Here is a 19,862-nt window from a genome sequence, read left to right as displayed (position 1 = left end):
ACTTTTTTACTGGAACCGGATGCGGTTCAGGCTGCCCATTGCGCCAGCAGCGACATCAGGCAGCGGGTATCCGCCGGCTTGACGAAATACTCGTCGAAACCAGCCTGCAACGCGCGGGCACGATCCCGCTCATGGCCATAGCCGCTCAGGCCCAGCAGCCGGCAATCCTGCCCGCCCGATAGTGAGCGCACGCGGCGCGCCAGGCTGTAGCCATCGACATCCGGCAGGCCGATATCGAAGATGCAGACTTCGGGCATGCCGGCATCCAGCGCGGCCAGTGCGCCGCTGACGTCATGCCTGACCGTCACCTGATGTCCGGCGTCTTTCAGGAAAGCGGCCAGGGTCTCGGCAGCGTCGACGTTGTCATCCACCAGCAGGATACGCAGAGGATGGGCCGACACATGCGCATGCGCCAGCAGATCAGGCTGCATCTGTCCGGGCGCCACGCCCGGCAGCCGCAGGCGCGGCAGGCGCACGGCGAAACGGCTGCCCTGCCCGACCCCGGCACTGCTGGCGCATACCGTACCTCCATGCAACTCCGTCAGGCTCTTGACCAGCGCCAGGCCCAGGCCCAGCCCGCCCTGCGACCGGTCGGGCGAGCGCTCGGCCTGGGTGAACAGGTCGAACACCTGGGACAGCAGCGCTGGCGCGATGCCTATGCCATTGTCGGTGACGGCCAGTTCGACATGCTCCGGCTGCAGGCTGATCGTGAGCCTGATCTCGCCGCCTTCAGGCGTGTATTTGGCGGCATTGTTGAGCAGGTTGGCGACGATCTGGACCATCCGGGACCGATCGGCAAAGATGCAGGCCGGCTCTTCGGACGGCTTGACCGTCAACAGGTGGCGGCGTGCATCGAGCAGCGGACGCACCTGTTCGACCGCGTCGATCAGAAGCATGTTCAGGTCCAGCGCATGCTGCTCCAGCACCACCAGGCCGCGGGTAACGCGGGAAACGTCCAGCAAGTCATCCACCAGACCAACCATATGGCCGACCTGTCGCGCAATGACCTGGCTCAACTGGTCCACCCGGGCCGCATCGCCCGGCGCGCCCATCAGCAACTGCGCCGCCATGCTGATCGGCGCAATCGGATTGCGCAATTCATGCGCCAGCATCGCCAGGAACTCGTCCTTGCGGCGGTCGGCTTCGCGCAGCGCGGCGGCGGCGCGGTTACGCTCGGTGACATCGCGCACGATCGCAATCAGCACCTCCTCGCCGTGGATATCGATAATGTTGGCGGAGGCCTCGACCTCGATCACGCGGCCATCGGCGCAGCGCAGATAACCGGGATAATCGCGCACGGCCCGTTCCTGGCGCAGTTTCCTGGCATAAGCCAGGCGCTGATCCGTGCAGAATTCAGGCCAGATGCCGACTTCGTAGGAAGTCTTGCCGATGACATCCTCGCGCCGGAAGCCAAGCAGCCGCTCGAAACCGGGATTGACGTCGATGAAGCAGCCGTCCGACAACCGGCTGAAGGCAATATAGTCGGGCGACGCATAGAAGATGCGCCGGTAGATTTCCAGCTCGCTGGCGCCGGTTAATGCGGCCAGCGCGTTGACTTCCGTCTCCATCCTGTGCGTTTCCATTGAACGCCCTTGTTGTCCGGATCCCGAGTCGGACGGCGGCATCAAACGCCGCCACATTTCCGGCCGGTATTGTTCGAAGTCACCCTCATGGCGCGTACTCTGCCATAAAGCCGATGCAGTTTATTAACTTTCGCCAAATTTTTTAACTTATGGCGCGATGTCTCCTCATGGCTCCGTGCCTACCGTTGAAGACGCGCCAGCACCACGTCGCGACCGAAAAGCTCGATCACCGCGTCGATGGACGGCGTCTGCAGCTGGCCGGTCAGCAGAAGACGCAGCGGCATTGCCAGCTGCGGCATTTTCAGCTTGTGGGCTGCCAGCACTTCCTTGAGCATGGCCGACAGCGAGGCCTTGTCCCAGGCAACCGCCCTGAGCCGCTCGGCGTAGTCGGCCAGCGCCGGCTGCACCGCGTCGGTCAGGTGCTGGGCCAGCAATGCCGGATCGGGACGTGGCTGGCGATAGAACAGCATCGCCGCATCGGCCAGCTCCACGACCGTGGCGGCGCGTTCCTTCATCAGTGCAATCACAGCCGGCAATGGCGGCGCGCCATCGAAATCGGCGCCATCCCGCTCCAGCTGCGGCCGGGCCAGGGCGGCCAGCCGCTCGTTGTCGGCCGCCTTGATGTAGTGATTGTTCAGCCAGGCCAGCTTCTCGGGATTGAATTGGGCCGGCGACCGGGACAGGTGGTCCAGGTCGAACCAGCTGCAGAACTGCTCCATGGTGAAGACTTCCTCGTCGCCATGGCTCCAGCCCAGCCGCGCCAGGTAGTTCAGCATCGCTTCCGGCAGGTAACCCTGCGCCGGGTATTCCATCACGCTGACCGCGCCGTGCCGCTTGGACAGCTTCTCGCCATCGGCGCCGAGGATCATCGGCACATGGCCGTAGATCGGCGGCGTGGCGCCCAGGGCCTTCAGAATATTGATCTGGCGCGGCGTGTTGTTGACATGGTCGTCGCCGCGGATCACATGGGTGATGCGCATGTCCCAGTCGTCCACCACCACGCAGAAGTTATAGGTGGGCGTGCCATCGGGACGCGCGATGATCAGGTCGTCCATCTCGCGGTTGGCGATGGTGATCGGCCCCTTGACCGCATCTTCCCAGGTGACCTCGCCTTCCAGCGGATTACGGAAACGCACCACCGGCTTGCGGCCTTCCGGCACCGGCGGCAGCGTCTTGCCCGGCTCCGGGCGCCAGGTGCCGTCGTAGCGCGGTTTTTCGCCGAGCGCGCGCTGGCGCTCGCGCATCGCCTCCACCTCTTCCGGCGTGCAGTAGCAGTAATAGGCGGTGCCGGCCTCGAGCATCTGGGCGATCACTTCGCGGTAACGGTCCATGCGCTGCATCTGGTAGAACGGGCCTTCGTCGTGATGCAGGCCCAGCCACTGCATGCCGTCGATGATGGCCTGCACCGCTTCCGGCGTGGACCGTTCCAGATCGGTGTCCTCGATGCGCAGGATGAACACGCCTTCGAAGCGGCGGGCATAGGCCCAGGCGAAGAGCGCGGTGCGGGCGCCGCCGAGGTGGAGAAAGCCGGTCGGGCTGGGAGCGAAGCGGGTGCGTACGGTCATGGCGGGATATGTGGGCGGCCGCTCTGTCGGGCGGCCTGTGCTGGAAAAACCGCCATTCTAGCGCCTGCGCCGCCCGCCATCCATGCGGCCACGGTCCACCTGCGGCCGCGGCAAGCGCGCGCGGACTGCTAGAATTCACCCTTTATCCAGTTCGCCACTCTCTCTTACCCGAACGCATTTCCCTATGAGCCAGCCACAGCCGCGCAAGCTATTCGTCACGACCGCCCTGCCCTACGCCAACGGCGCATTCCATATCGGCCACATCATGGAGTACATCCAGGCCGACATCTGGGTGCGTTTCCAGCGCATGCAGGGCAACGAAGTCAACTTCGTCGGCGCCGACGACGCGCATGGCGCGCCCATCATGATCGCCGCCGAAAAGGCGGGCGTGACGCCGCAGGAATTCGTCGCCCGCATCGCCGCCGGCCGCAAGCAATACCTGGATGGCTTCCATATCGCCTTCGACAACTGGCATTCCACCGACGGCCCGGAAAACCACCAGCTGTCGCAGGACATCTATCGCCGGCTGCGCGACGGCGCCAAGCTGATTTCGGTGAAGACCGTCGAGCAGTTCTTCGACCCGGTCAAGAGCATGTTCCTGCCCGACCGCTACATCAAGGGCGAGTGCCCGAAGTGCCACGCCAAGGACCAGTACGGCGATTCCTGCGAAGTCTGCGGCGCGGTCTACGCGGCTACCGAACTGATCAACCCGTATTCCACCCTGACGGGCGCCACGCCGGTGATGAAGTCGTCCGAGCATTATTTCTTCCGCCTGTCCGACCCGAAGTGCCGCGACTTCCTGCGCGAATGGGCGCTGGACGACAAGCGCCTGCAGCCGGAAGTGGCCAACAAGGCGCGCGAATGGCTGGAAGGCGACGACGGCCTGGGCGACTGGGACATCAGCCGCGACGCGCCCTATTTCGGCATCGAGATTCCGGACGCGCCGGGCAAGTATTTCTATGTGTGGCTGGATGCGCCGATCGGCTACCTGGCCTCGCTGAAGAACTACTTCGCCAGAACCGGCCGCGACTACGACGCCTTCATGGCCGACCCCGCCACCGAGCAATATCATTTCATCGGCAAGGACATCACCTATTTCCACACCCTGTTCTGGCCGGCGATGCTGCATTTCGCCGGCCTGAAGGTGCCCAACAATGTGTTCGTGCATGGCTTCATCACGGTCAGCGGCGAGAAGATGTCGAAGTCGCGCGGCACCGGCATCTCGCCGCTGCGCTACCTGGAAGTCGGCATGAACCCGGAATGGCTGCGCTATTACATCGCGGCCAAGCTGTCGGCCAAGGTGGAGGACGTGGACTTCAACCCGGAAGACTTCATCGCCCGCGTCAACAGCGACCTGATCGGCAAGTACGTCAACATCGCCAGCCGCGCCGCCGGCTTCATCACCAAGCGCTTCGACGGCCGCCTGGCTTCCGGCTGGGCCAGTGCGGCAGACCCGTTCCTGGCGCGCCTGCGCGAGGCCGGCGCATCGATACAGGCGCTGTATGAAGGCCGCGAGTACGGCAAGGCCTTGCGCGCGGTGATGGAGGAAGCCGACGCGGTGAACGCCTATGTCGACGCCAACAAGCCCTGGGAACTGGCGAAGAACCCGGAAAACGGCGCGCTGCTGCAGGAAGTCTGCAGCCGCCTGATCGAGGCGTTCCGCATTCTGACCATCTATCTGAAGCCGGTGCTGCCGGCGCTGGCGCAGCAGGTGGAAACCCTGCTTAATATCGAGCCGCTGCAATGGTCCGACGTCGGCACGCCGCTGCCGACCGGCCATCGGATCAACACCTATTCCCATCTGATGACCCGGGTGGAACCCAAGATGCTGGACGCGCTGTTCGACGCGCCCGCCGCGCCGGCCGCAGCGCCGACCGACGAGGCGCCGGCCGCTGCCGGCATCGAGCCGCTGGCGCCCGAGATCAAGATCGACGACTTTGCGAAAATCGACCTGCGCATTGCGCTGATCGTCGATTGCGCCGCCGTGGACGGTTCGGACAAGCTGCTGCGCCTGACGCTGGATGTCGGCGAAGGCCGCATGCGCAATGTGTTCTCGGGCATCAAGTCGTCCTACGATCCGGCGCAGCTGGTCGGCAAGCTGACCGTGCTGGTGGCCAACCTGGCGCCGCGCAAGATGAAGTTCGGCATTTCCGAAGGCATGGTGCTGGCGGCATCGGCGTCCGACGAGAAAGCCGACCCGGGCATTTACATCCTCAACCCGTGGCCGGGCGCCAAGCCCGGCATGCGCATCCGCTGAGCTGCCATGGGCCTGGTGCTGCGCGAAGCCACGCTGGCCGATGCCACGCTGCTCGCTGAACTGACGCGGGCCGCGTGGCGCCAGACCGTGGCCGTGACGTCGAGCGGCCATCGCGAAACCGCGGTGCAGGTGGCGGAGCATCTGCAGCATGGCGGCGGCTTCATCCTGCTGATCGACGAGCAGCCGGCCGGCGCGGTGCGCTGGCTGCCGCTGGACGGCGATGCAAATGTGTGGCAGATCCTGCGCATGGGCGTGTTGCCCGACTATCGCGGCAGGCACCTGTCGCAGCATCTGCTGGAGGCGGTGCTGCATCATGCGCAGTCCTGCGATGTCGACGAGCTCAGGCTGGCAGTGCGCGCCGAGCAGACCCGGCTGGTGCATCTCTACGCCGCTTACGGCTTCGAACTGGCGCCGGAACTGGAGTACGGGCTGGCCAACCCGGTGGAGCCGCCGCCGGTGGTGATGCGGCGCCGGTTGCGGCGCTGATATTCAAGGCATTAATTCCCCCCAGCACCTCAGCACCTCACCACCTGAGCGTCTCAGTAATTCGCCTGCGGATCGGGCGACGCCGAGGTGCCGGTCACGCGGCCGGTATCTCGGTCGAAATGCACATTGAACATCCGGGTCTTCTGCGTGGCATCGAGATAGCGCCAGTCCCACACTTCCTCGTTCTTGCGCTTGAATTCCGCCACGCTCTTGGGTTTGCCCAGCAGGCGCCGGACCGCGTCGCGGCTCATGCCGGGCTTGATTTTCCCGAAGGTTTCCTCGGTCAGCACCTGCCGGTAATCCACCAGCTTGCCGCTGCGGTCGATCTCGAACATCCAGGTGCGGCTGCCTTCCGGCCCTTTCGGATATTCCAGCGTGCGCGCACCGTTTTCCTCTTCCCATACTGTATCGGGTTGTCCCATCACGCCGCGCACGTCGGCCTCGGTGGAAATGCCTTTCGCCAGTTTATCCAAGCCAAACTCCTGTATCGGACGTCCTTCCCGGTCGCAGGCGCCGAGCGACAGCAGGCAGGCCAGCGCCAGCAGTCCCGCAAGCAATGTTTTCATAGACTCTCCCGTGACGAAATCCTGCAACACTCAGGGTAGAATAGCGCCTGTTTCCATCCCACACCTTGTTTAAAACCCCATGAAACTCAGCAAGCAGCAGCAAGGCTACCAATCCGAACTGACCCAGTTCCTGTCCACCCTCAAACAGCAGAACCCGAATCTGGAAGCGTCGCAGCGCGAAGGCCGTGCCCGCCTGTGGGACCAGCAGGCGCTCGACCTCGACACCCAGGACCGCCTGAATGCGTCCCGCGTGCGCCAGAAGCCTTACGTCTACCAGAACACCTGATCGCCCTGTGATGACCGTCGACAGCGTGCTGGCGCCCGACACCGTCGCGGCGGACCCGGCGCATGACGACCTGCCGCTGGCGCGGCTGTATGGCGAGCCGCTGCTCAAGCTGCCCAACGACCTGTACATCCCGCCGGATGCGCTGGAGATCTTCCTCGAAGCCTTCGAGGGGCCGCTGGACCTGCTGCTCTACCTGATCCGCAAGCAGAACTTCAACATCCTCGATATCCCGATGGCGCAGGTCACCCGCCAGTATCTGGGCTACATCGAGCAGGTGCGGCTGCATAACCTGGAACTGGCCGCGGAATACCTGCTGATGGCGGCCATGCTCATCGAAATCAAGTCGCGCATGCTGCTGCCGGTGAAGAAGGCTGACGACGAGGAAGCCGCCGACCCGCGTGCGGAACTCGTGCGGCGCCTGCTCGAATACGAACAGATGAAGCTGGCCGCGCGCCAGATCGATGAACTGCCGCAACTCGGCCGCGACACCGTGGCTGCCCAGATCCATATCGAGCAGAGCCTGGTGCTGCGCTGGCCGGAGGTCAATGCGGCGGACCTGCAGGCGGCCTGGGCCGATCTGCAAAAGCGCGCCCGGCTGGTGGCGCATCACACCATCAACCGCGAAACGCTGTCGGTGCGCGCACACATGACGGGTATCCTGCGGCGCCTGCAGTCGGCGCGCTTCGTCGAGTTTTCCGACCTGTTTCAGCCGGAAATGGGCGTGCCGGTGCTGGTCGTCAATTTCATTGCGCTGCTGGAGCTGGCCAAGGAAACCCTGATCGAAATCACCCAGGCCGAGGCGTTCGCGCCTATCTATGTGCGGCTATCCTATACACCAAGCTGAAATCTTTCCCGCCGCGGATCGCGGCGCATTCAAGAAGGCTGATTCATGAAAATCATTTCCTCCATCGACGAGTTGCGCGACCAGATGCGCGGCCAGCTGCGCACCGCCTTCGTGCCCACCATGGGCAATCTGCATGAAGGCCATCTGTCGCTGATGCGGCTGGCGCGCAAGCATGGCGACCCCATCGTCGCCTCCATCTTCGTCAACCGGCTGCAGTTCGGGCCGAACGAGGACTTCGACAAATATCCGCGCACCTTCCATGCCGACGTCGAGAAGCTGGAAAAGGAAGGCGTCTATGTGCTGTTCGCGCCGACCGAAAAGGATCTCTACCCCGAGCCGCAGCAGTTCCGCGTCAGCCCGCCGAACGACCTTGGCGGCATCCTGGAAGGCGAATTCCGGCCAGGTTTCTTCGTCGGCGTCACCACGGTGGTGCTGAAGCTGTTTTCCTGCGTGCAGCCCAGGGTGGCCGTGTTCGGCAAGAAGGATTACCAGCAGCTGATGATCGTGCGCAATATGTGCCGCCAGTTCGCGCTGCCAACCGAGATCATCGCTGCCGAGACCTACCGCGCCGAGGATGGCCTGGCGCTGTCGTCGCGCAATGCCTATCTGTCGGAGCCGGAGCGGGCCGAAGCGCCGGCGCTTTACCGGACCCTGAATGAAGTCGCAGCGGAAGTGCGCAAGGGGCAGCCGGATATCTTCACGCTGGAACGCGACTCGATGGCAAGCCTGGCCGCCCGTGGCTGGAAGCCTGACTATATCTCCATACGCAAGCGCATCGACCTGCAGCCGCCTTCGGCCGGCGATATCGCGCAGGGCGAGCCGCTGGTGGTGCTGGCCGCCGCCAAGCTGGGCGCCACCCGCCTGATCGACAATCTCGAAATCTGATCCTGCCGGCAGCACCGAAGGTCATTCATCGCCCGGCAAGGCCTTGCAATGGGCGACCTCCGGCTGCCGCCGCCTTTCCGCGTCTCTTCCTCTTCCTGCCGGACCGCCCTTCCGTTCATCCTTTCCACTGCCTTTTTTCTGAAGGCAGAAAATTCCTATTGCATATCAATGAGTTGGGATTTTCGCAGCCTGTTTATCAACAGGGTAACCCACATAATCTGTGGAAAACTCCGGGCTTTTCCCGCGCTGGCTGTTGCACCGGCTGCATTCCTCATCGCTTGCATCGGGTCCACTGCACGCCGGGCAATGCCGTTAACTGATCATTTTCTCGACTTCGCGAATTAGTTCTTTTTTTTCAATGACTTGCATTTTTTGCATCCGGCTTATCCACAAACTAGCCCACATTTTTTGTGGAAAAAATTTTGGTGAGCTGGGAACAAAGTTATGCACCGCTCAATAAATATTCCCGTCGATGGTAAAAAAATATTTCCCATACGAATCAGTCACTTGCCGACTAGCCCACAGACTTACTCACAGAGTTAATCACATAAATTGTGGATAAGTATCTCCCATGAAAAAAGCCCGCCTCCGGGGAAGCGGGCTTTCTGGGTGAGCCAGTTCAAGCGACGGCTTTTTCGAAACTCAGTTCGCCGTTGCTGACGTTGACGTCGATGACGTCCTTCGGTCCGAACTTGCCCTGCAGGATCGCCTTGGACAGCGGGTTTTCGATTTCCTGCTGGATTGCCCGCTTCAGCGGCCGGGCGCCATACACCGGATCGAACCCGGCCTCCGCGATTTTCTGCAGTGCCGCATCGCTCATGTGCAGCGCCATGTCCATCTTCGCCAGGCGCTGTTCCAGCACCGCCAGCTGGATCTTGGCGATCGCGCCGATGTTCTTCTCGTCCAGCGCGTGGAACACCACGATCTCGTCGATCCGGTTGATGAACTCCGGCCGGAAATGGCCGCGCACTTCGGCCATCACCGCCAGCTTCACCAGCGCCGGGTCGCTGTCTTCCATCGACTGGATCTTGTGCGAACCCAGGTTGGAAGTCATCACCACCACGGTGTTCTTGAAGTCCACCGTGCGGCCCTGGCCATCGGTCATGCGGCCGTCGTCCAGCACCTGCAGCAGCACGTTGAACACGTCCGGATGCGCCTTCTCGATCTCGTCGAGCAGGATCACGCTGTAGGGCTTGCGCCGCACCGCCTCGGTCAGGTAACCGCCTTCCTCGTAGCCGACATAGCCCGGCGGCGCGCCGATCAGGCGGGCCACTGAATGCTTCTCCATGAATTCGCTCATGTCGATGCGAATCAGCGCCTCTTCGGTGTCGAACAGGAAGCTCGCCAGCGCCTTGCACAGCTCGGTCTTGCCGACGCCGGTCGGGCCCAGGAACATGAAGGAACCATACGGCCGTCCCGGATCGCCCAGGCCGGCACGCGAGCGGCGGATGGCGTCCGACACCGCGACGATGGCCTCGTGCTGGCCGATCACCCGCTTGTGCAGTTCATCTTCCATATGCACCAGCTTGTCGCGCTCGCCCTGCATCATCTTCGACACCGGGATGCCGGTCGCGCGCGACACCACTTCGGCGATTTCCTCGGCCCCGACCTGGGTGCGCACGAGCTGCGGCTTGCCCGGCGTGACTTCGTCGGCATCGGCCTGCTTCAATTGCGCTTCCAGCTCGGGCAGGCGGCCGTACTGCAGTTCGGAGACTTTCTGCCAGTCGCTCTTGCGCTTGGCCTCCTCCATCTGCAGCCGCACCTTTTCCAGCTCTTCCTTGATGTGCTTGCTGCCCTGCACCGCCGCCTTTTCCGACTTCCAGATTTCCTCCAGGTCGGCATATTCCCGCTCCAGCCGCCCGATCTCTTCCTCGATCAGTCCGAAGCGGCGCTGCGATGCCTCGTCGGCTTCCTTGCGCACCGCCTCGCGCTCGATCTTCAGCTGGATCAGGCGACGGTCGAGCTTGTCCATCACTTCCGGCTTGGAATCGATCTCGATCTTGATCTTGGACGCGGCCTCGTCGATCAGGTCGATCGCCTTGTCGGGCAGGAAACGGTCGGTGATATAGCGGTGCGACAGTTCGGCCGCGGCGACGATCGCCGGGTCGGTGATGTCCACGCCATGGTGCACCTCGTAGCGCTCCTGAAGGCCGCGCAAAATGGCGATGGTCGCTTCCACGCTGGGCTCGTCCACCATGATCTTCTGGAAGCGCCGCTCCAGCGCCGCATCCTTCTCGACGTATTTGCGGTATTCGTCCAGCGTGGTGGCGCCGACGCAGTGCAGTTCGCCACGGGCCAGCGCGGGCTTCAGCATATTGCCGGCGTCCATTGCGCCTTCGGCCTTGCCGGCGCCCACCATGGTGTGCAGTTCATCGATGAAGACGATGGTCTGGCCTTCGTCCTGCGCCAGTTCCTTCAGCACCGCCTTGAGCCGTTCCTCGAATTCGCCGCGGTACTTGGCGCCGGCCAAGAGCGCCGCCATGTCCAGCGACAGCACTCGCTTGCCCTTCAGGCTGTCGGGCACCTCGCCATTGACGATGCGCTGGGCCAGGCCTTCGACGATGGCGGTCTTGCCCACGCCCGGCTCGCCGATCAGCACCGGATTGTTCTTGCTGCGCCGCTGCAGCACCTGGATGGCGCGGCGGATCTCGTCGTCGCGCCCGATCACCGGGTCGAGCTTGCCCTGGCGGGCACGCTCGGTCAGGTCCATCGTGTATTTCTTCAGCGATTCGCGCTGTCCTTCGGCGTCCTGGGAATTCACATTGCCGCCGCCGCGCACCGCCGTGATCGCGGCTTCCAGCGCATTGCGGGTCAGGCCGTTTTCACGGGCCAGGCGGCCGGCCTCGGACTTGTCCTCGGTCAGCGCGAGCAGCACCATTTCGCTGGCGATGAACTGGTCGCCATGCTTCTGGGCTTCCTTGTCGGCCAGGTTCAGCAGCGACAGCAGTTCGCGGCCGATCTGGACCTCGCCGCCGGTGCCGCTGACCTTGGGCAGGCGCTGCAGCGCGCTCTTCAGGCCGCTGGTCAGGCCGCCGATATTGGCGCCGGCCCTTTGCAGCAGCGAACGGCTGCCGCCGTCGTCCTGGTTCAAAAGGGCGATCAGCAGATGCACCGGGTCGATGTACTGGTTGTCATTGCCCACGGCCTGGCTTTGCGCGTCGGCCAGGGCTTCCTGGAGTTTGGTAGTGAGTTTGTCGAGTCGCATCGTAATGCTCCTGATAGTTTTAATCTAAGCGACAAATTGGGCTGTTGATTCGCTTTTCAAGCGTGCGCCGAAAGCGCCGGCTGCAGTCACTGTAGCGGCTGCCCGGTCCAAGGCTGGTTGATATAGGTCAAGCGCCGCAGCATGAAGCGCGGCTGATCGCCGGGGCAAGCCGGCCATCGAAAAGAGAAATCGGGAAGCGGGAAACAGGCTGCAACGACAGGGGCGATGCCCTGCGGATTCAGCCCGCCAGTGCGCGGTAGGCGCCGAAGCCGGCGATGCAGCAGGCGATCGAGCCGACCAGATGGAGCGCAATGTGACCCAGCGCCCAGCCGTACTGGCCGCGCTGGAGCAGGATCATCGATTCGGCGGAGAAGGTGGAAAAGGTGGTGAGGCCGCCGAGGAAACCGGTGATGGCGAACAGCCGCCATTCAATCGGCAAGCCGGGGAAGCGCTCGAAGAACGCGACGGCGATCCCGATCAGGAAACCGCCGGCCAGGTTGGCCACCAGCGTGCCGTAAGGCAGGATCGCATGCGCGGTATTGAGCGCAATGCCGAGCAGCCAGCGCAGCCAGGCGCCGAGCGCGGCGCCCATTCCGACCGCAAGCCAGCTCACGCGGCCGGCTCCGACCACCTGCGCAGTGCGGCTTCGTCGCTGCTGCGGGCATCCACCCAGCGCGCGCCTTCGGGCGTCTGCTCCTTTTTCCAGAACGGCGCTTCGCTTTTGAGGTAATCCATGATGAATTCGCAGGCGGCAAACGCCTCGCCGCGATGGGCGGACAGGGTCACCACCAGCACGATCTGCTCCTGCGGCAGCAAGGGGCCGACGCGATGGATCACCAGCGCATCGGCCAAATTGAAACGCGCCGCGGCGCGCGCGACGATATCTTCCAGCGCCTTCTCGGTCATGCCGGGATAATGCTCCAGCTCCATCTCGGCGACGCTGGCGCCTTCATTGATATCGCGCACGGTGCCAGTGAAGGTGGCTACCGCGCCCACGTCGGGCCGGCCTGCGCGCAACTGGCGCACCTCGGTGGATAGATCAAAATCCTCGGTCTGCACGCGTACTGGCATGATTGGCTCCCGCTTCAGCCGCCGGTTACCGGCGGAAAGAAAGCCACTTCACAGCCTTCGGAGAGCGGCGTGGCCTCGTCCGCCATCTGCTGGTTGCAGGCCATGCGCAGCGCGCGGCCTGGCGCGAGCGCCGCCGTCCAGGCTTCGCCGCGCTCGCGCAGATGGCTGCGCAATGCGCCCACGGTATCGACCGCCTGCGGCAGTTCCAGCGTTTCCTGCGACGTCCCCAGCGCTTCGCGGATGCTGGCAAAAAAGCGCAACTGTATCTTCATGACAGGTAGAGCATCTGGTTGAACGGAAGGAAGCGCACCAGGTCGCCGGGCGCAATGGTCTGGCCGGGTGGATTGTCGATCAGGCCCTCACCCCAGACGGTGGAGGTCAGCACGCCCGAGCCCTGGTTGGGGAACAGGTCCAGGCCGCCGCCGGCATTGACGCGGGCGCGCAGGAATTCATTGCGGCGGTCGGCCTTGGGCCAGGCGAAGTCGGCGCGCAGCATGAAGCCGGCCGGCGCTGCGTCGGCCATGCCGGCCAGGCGCCGGATGAAGGGCCGAACGAACAGCAGGAAGGTCACGAAGGAGGACACCGGATTGCCCGGCAGGCCGAGGAAGAAGGCGCTGTCACCGTTGTTGCCGTTGCGGCTGACTTCGCCAAAGGCCAGCGGCTTGCCCGGCTTGACCGCGATCTGCCACATGTTGAGCCTGCCTTCGGCTTCCACCGCCGGCTTGATATGGTCTTCCTCGCCGACCGACACGCCGCCGGAGGTGATGATCAGGTCATGCCCCGCGGCGGCGGCACGCAGGGTATCGCGGGTAGCCTGCAGCGTATCCGGCACGATGCCGTAGTCGGTGATGTCGCAGCCGAGATTCTCCAGCAGGCCGCGCAATGTGTAGCGGTTGGAATTGTAGATCGCGCCCGGCGCCAGCGGCTCGCCCGGCATCGCCAGTTCGTCGCCGGTGAAGAACACCGCAACCCGCGGCCGGCGCAGCACCGGCAGTTCGGCCAGGCCGACCGAGGCCGCCAGGCCCAATTCCTGCGCCCGCAGCAGCGTGCCGGCCGGCAGGATCACGCTGCCGGCGCGGATGTCCTCGCCGGCGCGGCGGATCCAGGCGCCGGCCTGCGGCGCCGCATTGACCTGCACCAGATCGCCGTCAACTTCGCAGGCTTCCTGCATCACCACCGCATCGGCGCCGGGCGGAATCATCGCGCCGGTGAAGATACGGGCAGCGGTGCCGGGCTGCAATGGCTGGCCGACATGGCCGGCCGGGATGCGCTGCGATACCGGCAGCCGCGCCGCGCCGCTGGCGCAGTCGGCGGCGCGCACCGCATAGCCGTCCATCTGGGTATTGTCGGCCGGCGGCACGTCGAGCTGCGAGTACTGGTCGGCCGCCAGCACGCGGCCGTTGGCCTGCAGCGTGGACACGGTTTCGGTGTCGGTCAGCGGGCGCGCCGCGCCCATCAGAAAGTCGAGCGCCTCGCGCACGGTCAGCATGGGTCTGGCATTCATGGTCGCTTCCTAGAGTCCGGTATGGACTGCGATGTACTGCTTGACCTGGGCCGCGTCGGCCGGCATTACCACGAAGCGCTGCGGCAGCGACTCGATGTTCTCGAAGCCGTGCGGCCGCTCGGCGTCATGGCCCAGCGCTTCCTGGATGGTCTCGTTGAACTTGGCCGGCAGCGCGGTCTCGAGCACGATCATCGGCACGCCCGGCTTGATGCACTCCCGCGCCACCTTCACGCCGTCGGCGGTATGGGTGTCGATGGTCAAGCCGTAACGCGCATGCACGTCGCGTATCGTCGCCAGCCTGTCCTGGTGGATGGACTTGCCGGACACGAAGCCGTACTGCGCCACTTTGGCGAATTCATCGCCGTCGCTGCCAGGGCCGCCCGACAGGTCGAAGCCGCCATGGGTCTCGACCTTCCGGAACAGCGCCGCCACCCGCTCGCCATCGCGGCCCAGCAGGTCGTAGATAAAGCGCTCGAAGTTGGACGCCTTGCTGATGTCCATGCTGGGGCTGGTGGTGTGATAGGTCTCGGATGACTTGCGCACCCGGTAGATGCCGGTGCGGAAGAATTCATCCAGCACATCGTTCTCGTTGGTGGCCACCACCAGCTGGTCGATCGGCAGGCCCATCATGCGCGCGATGTGTCCGGCGCAGACGTTGCCGAAATTCCCGGATGGCACGGTGAACGACACCTTCTGCTCGTTCGATGTGGTCGCCAGCAGGTAGCCGCGGAAGTAGTACACCACCTGGGCCACGACGCGCGCCCAGTTGATCGAATTGACCGTGCCGATCTTCTGCGCGCCCTTGTAGGCCAGATCATTCGACACCGCCTTGACCATGTCCTGGCAATCGTCGAACACGCCTTCGACCGCGATGTTGAAGATGTTCTCGTCCTGCAGGCTGAACATCTGCGCGGTCTGGAAGGCGCTCATCTTGCGGTGCGGCGACAGCATGAATACCCGTATGCCCTTCTTGCCGCGCATTGCATATTCGGCCGCGCTGCCGGTGTCGCCCGAGGTGGCACCGAGGATGTTGAGCTCGGCATCCTGGCGGCGCAGGGTGTATTCGAACAGGTTGCCCAGGAGCTGCATGGCCATGTCCTTGAAGGCCAGCGTCGGACCATTGGACAGCGCCTGCAGCATCAGCTTGCCGCCATCCTTTTCCTCCAGCGTGCACAGCGGCGTGATCAGCGCGGCATCCTCGCCCTCGCGGCCGTTGCAGTACACCTCGGCGGAATAGGTTTTCCTCACCAGCGCGCGCAGGTCCTCGGCCGGGATATCGGTGGCGAAGCGCGACAGGATCTCGAAGGCGAGGTCGGCATATGACAGCTTGCGCCAGGCATCGAGTTCGGCGCCGCTGACTTGCGGATAGGCATCCGGCAGGTACAGGCCACCGTCAGGCGCCAGGCCGGCCAGCAGGATTTCGGAAAAGTTCTGGGCTGCGGCATGGCCGCGGGTGGAGATGTAATGCATCGGCTGTCTGGTGGCGTGTGACGTGGGGATGGCGAATTATAAGGCCTTGCCCCGGCGGACGCGGGGCAAGGCCGGGACGGCAGCATGCGCGGCCATGCCGCGCGGACTCAGGCCAGTTGCTCGAGCCTGATCCGGGTGACCCGGCCTTCCACCGTCGGCAGCGCCTCGATGCGGGCAATCGCCGCATCGACATGCTTTTCCTGGGTCTGGTGCGTCAGCAGGATGATGTCGGTCTGGGTCTCGCCCTCGCCCGGCTCCTTCTGCAGCATCGCATCGATCGAGATGGTGGCATCGGCCAGGATGCGGGTGATGTCGGCCAGCACGCCGAGCTTGTCGGCCACGCAGATGCGCAGGTAGTAGCTGGTGGTGACTTCCGACATCGGCAGCACCGGCGTGTCCGACATCGCGTCCGGCTGGAACGCCAGGTGCGGCACTCGGTGACCGGGGTCAGCGGTGGCCAGGCGGGCGATGTCGACCAGGTCGGCGATCACGGCCGAGGCGGTCGGCTCGGCGCCGGCGCCCTTGCCGTAGTAGAGCGTCGCGCCCACCGCGTCGCCCTGCACCAGCACCGCGTTCATCGCGCCTTCGACATTGGCGATCAGGCGCTTGGACGGGATCAGCGTCGGATGCACCCGCAGCTCGATGCCGGCGTCGGTGCGGCGGGCGATGCCCAGCAGCTTGATGCGGTAGCCCAGTTGCTCGGCATAGCGGATGTCGGTGGCGCTGAGCTTGGTGATGCCTTCCACATGCGCTTTCTCGAACTGCACAGGGATGCCGAAGGCAATCGCCGACATCAGCGTGGCCTTGTGGGCCGCGTCCACGCCTTCGATGTCGAAGGTGGGATCGGCTTCGGCATAGCCCAGGCGCTGCGCTTCCTTCAGCACGGTGTCGAAATCCAGGCCCTTGTCGCGCATCTCGGACAGGATGAAGTTGGTGGTGCCGTTGATGATGCCGGCCACCCATTCGATGCGGTTGGCCGACAGGCCTTCGCGCAAGGCCTTGATGATGGGAATGCCGCCGGCCACTGCCGCTTCGAAGGCAACCATCACGCCCTTGTCCTGAGCTGCGCGGAAGATCTCGGTGCCGTGGATGGCCAGCAGCGCCTTGTTGGCCGTGACCACGTGCTTGCCGTTGGCAATGGCCTTCAACACCAGTTCCTTGGCAATGCCATAGCCGCCGATCAGCTCGACCACGATGTCGATGTCGGGATGGTTCACCACCAGGTTCGCATCATCGACCACTTCGCACTGGCCATGGGTCAGCTCGGTGGCGCGGGCCGTGTTCAGGTCCGCCACCATCACAATCTCGATGCCGCGGCCGGCGCGGCGGCGAATCTCTTCCTGATTGCGTTTGAGGACGTCAAAGGTGCCGCCGCCGACGGTGCCTATGCCTAACAAGCCTACTTTGATGGGTTTCATGGTGATTCCGGACTCTGGTGACAAATGATTGGGGATGGGAATGGCGCCGGCATCGGCCGGCTGCCCGAGGCATGCGGACCGCCGGTCCGCCTTTGCCTCTGCGCTTGTTACGCGATGCTGTGACGCCGCCGGTAGCCGTCGAGGAAGCGCGCAATGCGGCCGATTGCTTCGGTCAGGTCGTCGGTATTGGGCAGGAACACGACGCGGAAATGGTCCGTTGTCGGGCAATTGAAGCCGGTGCCCTGCACGATCAGCACCCGCTCTTCCGCCAGCAGCTCATAGGCGAATTGCTGGTCGTCCGCGATCGGGTACATCTTCGGATCGAGCCGCGGGAACATGTACAGCGCCGACTTCGGCTTGACGCAGGTAACGCCGGGGATGTCGGTCAGGAGCTTGTGCGCCAGGTCGCGCTGGCGCAGCAGCCGGCCGCCCGGACGCACCAGGTCGTCGATGCTCTGATAGCCGCCGAGCGCGGTCTGGATCGCGAACTGGCCAGGCGCGTTCGCGCACAGCCGCATCGAGGCCAGCATGTTCAGGCCCTCGATGTAGTCCTTCGCATGCTTCTTCTCGCCCGACACCACCATCCAGCCGGCGCGGTAGCCGCAGGAGCGGTAATTCTTCGACAAGCCGTTCAGGGTGATGAACAGCACGTCGTCGGCCAGCGAGGCCAGCGAGGTATGGGTATTGCCGTCGTACAGGACCTTGTCATAGATCTCGTCGGCAAACACCACCAGCTGGTGCTTGCGCGCCAGTTCGACGATTTCCTTCAGCAGGTCGACGGAGTACAGCGCGCCGGTCGGGTTATTCGGATTGATCACCACGATGGCCCGGGTATTGGGGGTGATCTTCTTCTTGATGTCCTCGATGTCGGGCATCCACTCCGACTGCTCGTCGCAGACGTAGTGGACGGGCGTGCCGCCGGATAGGCTGACCGCCGCGGTCCACAGCGGATAGTCGGGCGCCGGCACCAGCACTTCGTCGCCGGTGTTGAGCAGCGCATTCATGCTCATCACGATCAGCTCGGAGGCGCCATTGCCCAAATAGATGTCGTCGATGGTCACGCCGCCGATGTTCTTCTGCTGGGTGTAATGCATCACCGCCTTGCGCGGCGCGAACAGGCCCTTGGAATCGGTGTAGCCGGAAGCGTTGCCCATGTTGCGGATCATGTCCTGCACGATCTCGTCCGGCGCGTCGAATCCGAAGGCGGCCAGGTTGCCGATGTTGAGCTTGATGATCTTGTGACCATCCTCTTCCATCTGACGTGCCTTTTCCAGCACGGGACCACGGATGTCGTAACAGACGTCTGCCAGTTTCCTGGATTTCTGAATCGGTCGCACGGGGCGCTTCCTTGAAATGTGAGGCGGTCAGGCTGATTGCTGCGCCGCGATAAAAGGGCCATTTTGCCGAAAGCAACTGGTTTTATCAATCGATACCGAAAGTCCGAAGATCGAAAACCGTTACAATGCCCCTCATTTCCGCCTGTGTGCCGGTGTTCGACATGGCCGGCCGATTCATCTCATGAAGCTACACGCCACCTCCACCCAGCAATACCAGACCGTCACTGCCTACGACGAGCACGGCGTCGAGATCAATGCGGTCCAATTTCGCAGCAGCCTGGTCGTGATGCCTGAAATGGCGCCGGTCGATTGGCCGGTCACGTCCTTCGATGCCCTCACCTCCGAGGACTTCAAGCGCATCGACGCCCTCTCGCCCGATGTCGTGATCCTGGGCACCGGCGCCCGCCAGCGCTTCATCCATCCGAAACTGATCGTGTCGCTCAATGCGCGCCGGGTGGGCGTCGAAACCATGGATAACCAGGCGGCATGCCGGACTTACAACATCCTTATGGCCGAGGGCCGTAAAGTGGCGCTGGCCCTGATCCTGGAAACGTCGCAGGGCTGAGAATCCCGACCGGTTGCACAGGTTCGTCCGGGTCCTGATGAATGCCGGATCGCCTGAACGATGTTGAACTTGAAACCCGGAAATCCGGCCCAACATGGCCTGCATTCCCGGGCAGGCGCCACCCGGCGACGATCGCCCGAGCGGTGAACGTTCTCCGTGCCGGCCCGCTCTATGGCTTTGACCGGCACCCATTGGCCGGCAAACATCGACGTAACAACAGGAGAACACTGTGGTAGAGAGCCCACCTGCGCTGCACGATATCGTGCCTGATTTTTCTGCCGACATGACCAGCGGACAGACTTTTCACCTTGCAGACTATCGGGGCAAGAACATCGTTCTGTACTTCTATCCAAAGGACAATACGCCAGGCTGCACGACGGAAGGCATCCGCTTTCGCGAACTGTATCCGGAGTTTCAACAGGCCAATGCCGAGATCTTCGGCGTCAGCCGCGACAGCCTGCGCTCCCATGAAAGCTTTCGCAGCAAGCTTGCGATGCCCTTCCAGCTGATTTCGGATCCCGCTGAAGCCGTCTGCAATCTGTTCAACGTGATCAGAAGCAAAACCATGTATGGAAAAGCCGTGCGGGGCATTGATCGCAGCACATTCATCATTGACGCTTCCGGGCGATTAGTGAAAGAATGGCGTGGAGTGAAAGTGCCCGGGCATGTTGATGAAGTGCTCGAATTCGTGAAGGCTATCCATTAATTCGCTCGATACGTTGAAGCCTAAAAGAAACCTCAGTCCAGAGCCGTTTGAAGAAAAGGACCCTTCCTTTTCCAAAACGGCTTTTTGCATTCTGCGGTACCGCAGCCATTCCAT

18 protein-coding genes are annotated in these 19,862 nt (G+C 63.5%); 7 read left to right on the top strand and 11 right to left on the bottom strand.

Annotated elements, in window-relative coordinates; all coding sequences use genetic code 11:
• Positions 1 to 26: 26 nt before the first annotated feature.
• Both IGW04_RS13090 and gltX read right to left on the bottom strand, forming a co-directional pair.
• Positions 27 to 1,568: a hybrid sensor histidine kinase/response regulator gene (locus IGW04_RS13090; protein WP_194713526.1), complete on the bottom strand. Its 1,542-nt coding sequence runs from the start codon at positions 1,566 to 1,568 to the stop codon at positions 27 to 29.
• 194 nt (positions 1,569 to 1,762) lie between these two features.
• Entirely contained in the window at positions 1,763 to 3,148 is a 1,386-nt protein-coding gene (gltX, locus tag IGW04_RS13085) for a glutamate--tRNA ligase (protein ID WP_194713525.1), read from the bottom strand.
• Positions 3,149 to 3,332: 184 nt separating this feature from the next.
• On the opposite strand from gltX, the gene metG reads away from it, so the two are divergent.
• Together metG and IGW04_RS13075 are read left to right on the top strand one after the other, a co-directional pair.
• Complete coding sequence (gene metG / locus IGW04_RS13080; protein WP_194713524.1) at positions 3,333 to 5,405, top strand: methionine--tRNA ligase; 2,073 nt, start codon at positions 3,333 to 3,335, stop codon at positions 5,403 to 5,405.
• A gap of 6 nt (positions 5,406 to 5,411) precedes the next feature.
• Positions 5,412 to 5,891 carry a GNAT family N-acetyltransferase gene (locus IGW04_RS13075; protein ID WP_194713523.1) on the top strand — a complete coding sequence of 160 codons (480 nt, stop codon included), beginning with the start codon at positions 5,412 to 5,414 and terminating at the stop codon, positions 5,889 to 5,891.
• Positions 5,892 to 5,944: 53 nt separating this feature from the next.
• On the opposite strand, the gene bamE is transcribed toward IGW04_RS13075, so the two are convergent.
• Entirely contained in the window at positions 5,945 to 6,457 is a 513-nt protein-coding gene (bamE, locus tag IGW04_RS13070; RefSeq protein WP_194713522.1) for an outer membrane protein assembly factor BamE domain-containing protein, read from the bottom strand.
• A 79-nt stretch (positions 6,458 to 6,536) separates the two neighbouring features.
• On the opposite strand from bamE, the gene IGW04_RS13065 reads away from it, so the two are divergent.
• From IGW04_RS13065 to panC, 3 genes are read left to right on the top strand one after another with little or no spacing between them, the layout of a single operon-like run.
• Positions 6,537 to 6,743, top strand: coding sequence for a DUF3460 family protein (locus IGW04_RS13065; protein ID WP_194713521.1), 207 nt, complete (start codon positions 6,537 to 6,539; stop codon positions 6,741 to 6,743).
• Between the two features lie 10 nt (positions 6,744 to 6,753).
• Entirely contained in the window at positions 6,754 to 7,587 is an 834-nt protein-coding gene (locus IGW04_RS13060) for a segregation and condensation protein A (protein ID WP_194713520.1), read from the top strand.
• 45 nt (positions 7,588 to 7,632) lie between these two features.
• Complete coding sequence (gene panC, locus IGW04_RS13055) at positions 7,633 to 8,472, top strand: pantoate--beta-alanine ligase (RefSeq protein WP_194713519.1); 840 nt, start codon at positions 7,633 to 7,635, stop codon at positions 8,470 to 8,472.
• A 619-nt stretch (positions 8,473 to 9,091) separates the two neighbouring features.
• Here the strand turns inward: panC and clpB are convergent.
• The 8 genes from clpB to IGW04_RS13015 form a co-directional block, all read right to left on the bottom strand.
• Positions 9,092 to 11,677 (bottom strand): ATP-dependent chaperone ClpB, encoded by a 2,586-nt coding sequence (clpB, locus tag IGW04_RS13050; protein WP_194713518.1) that lies wholly within the window; start codon positions 11,675 to 11,677, stop codon positions 9,092 to 9,094.
• Positions 11,678 to 11,915: 238 nt separating this feature from the next.
• A complete protein-coding gene (gene crcB, locus IGW04_RS13045; RefSeq protein WP_194713517.1) occupies positions 11,916 to 12,290 on the bottom strand; it encodes a fluoride efflux transporter CrcB in 375 nt (124 codons plus the stop codon).
• Positions 12,287 to 12,748: a molybdopterin synthase catalytic subunit MoaE gene (gene moaE / locus IGW04_RS13040; protein ID WP_194713516.1), complete on the bottom strand. Its 462-nt coding sequence runs from the start codon at positions 12,746 to 12,748 to the stop codon at positions 12,287 to 12,289. Before moaE ends, crcB begins: the two co-directional genes overlap by 4 nt.
• A 14-nt stretch (positions 12,749 to 12,762) precedes the next feature.
• On the bottom strand, positions 12,763 to 13,020 hold the full coding sequence (moaD, locus tag IGW04_RS13035) for a molybdopterin converting factor subunit 1 (protein ID WP_194713515.1): 258 nt from the start codon (positions 13,018 to 13,020) through the stop codon (positions 12,763 to 12,765).
• Positions 13,017 to 14,252 (bottom strand): molybdopterin molybdotransferase MoeA, encoded by a 1,236-nt coding sequence (locus tag IGW04_RS13030; protein WP_228527071.1) that lies wholly within the window; start codon positions 14,250 to 14,252, stop codon positions 13,017 to 13,019. The genes moaD and IGW04_RS13030 overlap by 4 nt, the downstream gene beginning before the upstream one ends.
• Positions 14,253 to 14,261: 9 nt before the next feature.
• Positions 14,262 to 15,722: a threonine synthase gene (gene thrC / locus IGW04_RS13025; protein WP_194713514.1), complete on the bottom strand. Its 1,461-nt coding sequence runs from the start codon at positions 15,720 to 15,722 to the stop codon at positions 14,262 to 14,264.
• A 107-nt stretch (positions 15,723 to 15,829) separates the two neighbouring features.
• Complete coding sequence (locus tag IGW04_RS13020; RefSeq protein ID WP_194713513.1) at positions 15,830 to 17,140, bottom strand: homoserine dehydrogenase; 1,311 nt, start codon at positions 17,138 to 17,140, stop codon at positions 15,830 to 15,832.
• 107 nt (positions 17,141 to 17,247) lie between these two features.
• Positions 17,248 to 18,477 carry a pyridoxal phosphate-dependent aminotransferase gene (locus tag IGW04_RS13015; protein ID WP_194713512.1) on the bottom strand — a complete coding sequence of 410 codons (1,230 nt, stop codon included), beginning with the start codon at positions 18,475 to 18,477 and terminating at the stop codon, positions 17,248 to 17,250.
• A gap of 181 nt (positions 18,478 to 18,658) precedes the next feature.
• On the opposite strand from IGW04_RS13015, the gene IGW04_RS13010 reads away from it, so the two are divergent.
• Both IGW04_RS13010 and IGW04_RS13005 read left to right on the top strand, forming a co-directional pair.
• The gene (locus IGW04_RS13010) at positions 18,659 to 19,042 is read left to right on the top strand and encodes an Mth938-like domain-containing protein (protein ID WP_194713511.1); all 384 of its coding nucleotides are present in this window, start codon (positions 18,659 to 18,661) and stop codon (positions 19,040 to 19,042) included.
• Between the two features lie 229 nt (positions 19,043 to 19,271).
• Positions 19,272 to 19,748 (top strand): peroxiredoxin, encoded by a 477-nt coding sequence (locus IGW04_RS13005; RefSeq protein ID WP_323744854.1) that lies wholly within the window; start codon positions 19,272 to 19,274, stop codon positions 19,746 to 19,748.
• Positions 19,749 to 19,862 lie beyond the last annotated feature (114 nt).

Origin of the sequence: Noviherbaspirillum soli (assembly GCF_015352955.1) — a bacterium.
In the GTDB taxonomy this organism is placed as follows: Bacteria; Pseudomonadota; Gammaproteobacteria; order Burkholderiales; family Burkholderiaceae_D; genus Noviherbaspirillum_A; species Noviherbaspirillum_A soli.
This window is presented reverse-complemented; position numbering and strand designations above follow the sequence as displayed.

Bases quoted from the DNA above. Each gene is read 5' to 3' on its own strand.
- clpB (WP_194713518.1), bottom strand. From the start codon at position 11,677: ATGCGACTCGACAAACTCACTACCAAACTCCAGGAAGCCCTGGCCGAC.
- moaE (WP_194713516.1), bottom strand. From the start codon at position 12,748: ATGCCAGTACGCGTGCAGACCGAGGATTTTGATCTATCCACCGAGGTG.
- moaD (WP_194713515.1), bottom strand. From the start codon at position 13,020: ATGAAGATACAGTTGCGCTTTTTTGCCAGCATCCGCGAAGCGCTGGGG.
- IGW04_RS13090 (WP_194713526.1), bottom strand. From the start codon at position 1,568: ATGGAGACGGAAGTCAACGCGCTGGCCGCATTAACCGGCGCCAGCGAG.
- IGW04_RS13060 (WP_194713520.1), top strand. From the start codon at position 6,754: ATGACCGTCGACAGCGTGCTGGCGCCCGACACCGTCGCGGCGGACCCG.
- panC (WP_194713519.1), top strand. From the start codon at position 7,633: ATGAAAATCATTTCCTCCATCGACGAGTTGCGCGACCAGATGCGCGGC.
- thrC (WP_194713514.1), bottom strand. From the start codon at position 15,722: ATGCATTACATCTCCACCCGCGGCCATGCCGCAGCCCAGAACTTTTCC.
- IGW04_RS13010 (WP_194713511.1), top strand. From the start codon at position 18,659: ATGAAGCTACACGCCACCTCCACCCAGCAATACCAGACCGTCACTGCC.
- IGW04_RS13075 (WP_194713523.1), top strand. From the start codon at position 5,412: ATGGGCCTGGTGCTGCGCGAAGCCACGCTGGCCGATGCCACGCTGCTC.
- metG (WP_194713524.1), top strand. From the start codon at position 3,333: ATGAGCCAGCCACAGCCGCGCAAGCTATTCGTCACGACCGCCCTGCCC.
- bamE (WP_194713522.1), bottom strand. From the start codon at position 6,457: ATGAAAACATTGCTTGCGGGACTGCTGGCGCTGGCCTGCCTGCTGTCG.
- IGW04_RS13020 (WP_194713513.1), bottom strand. From the start codon at position 17,140: ATGAAACCCATCAAAGTAGGCTTGTTAGGCATAGGCACCGTCGGCGGC.
- gltX (WP_194713525.1), bottom strand. From the start codon at position 3,148: ATGACCGTACGCACCCGCTTCGCTCCCAGCCCGACCGGCTTTCTCCAC.
- IGW04_RS13030 (WP_228527071.1), bottom strand. From the start codon at position 14,252: ATGAATGCCAGACCCATGCTGACCGTGCGCGAGGCGCTCGACTTTCTG.
- IGW04_RS13065 (WP_194713521.1), top strand. From the start codon at position 6,537: ATGAAACTCAGCAAGCAGCAGCAAGGCTACCAATCCGAACTGACCCAG.